This is a genomic window from Bradyrhizobium sp. Kon37, from assembly GCF_055807535.1.
On record NZ_JBVVOY010000300.1, the window covers coordinates 1 to 253 of the forward strand.

The following is a 253-nucleotide window of genomic DNA, read 5'->3' on the forward strand; positions in this document are numbered from 1 at the left end:
ATACGTCATTGCGGTGAACGTGCCGTCCTGGTTTGGAAACACGCCGTACACCAGAGATTCGTTGTTGCCAAGATCGATAGTATCCATGCTGACCTCATTTCCCCTTAACGCTGGGGTAGCGGAACTGTTTGCTGAGAACACCGTGCGGTGTGTTGATGCAAACAAGATTAGCCATGACTAACATATCGGTCAAGTGATTTTGTATGCTATAGCTAACATAATTGATGTGGTAAAAGATAACATCATCAATGAG

Annotated in this window: 1 protein-coding gene; it reads right to left on the reverse strand. The window is 44.7% G+C overall.

Annotated elements, in window-relative coordinates:
- Positions 1-87: DUF1391 family protein (locus tag AC0L3J_RS38240; RefSeq protein WP_146404643.1), on the reverse strand; the 87-nt coding region annotated here is incomplete at its 3' end.
- Positions 88-253 lie beyond the last annotated feature (166 nt).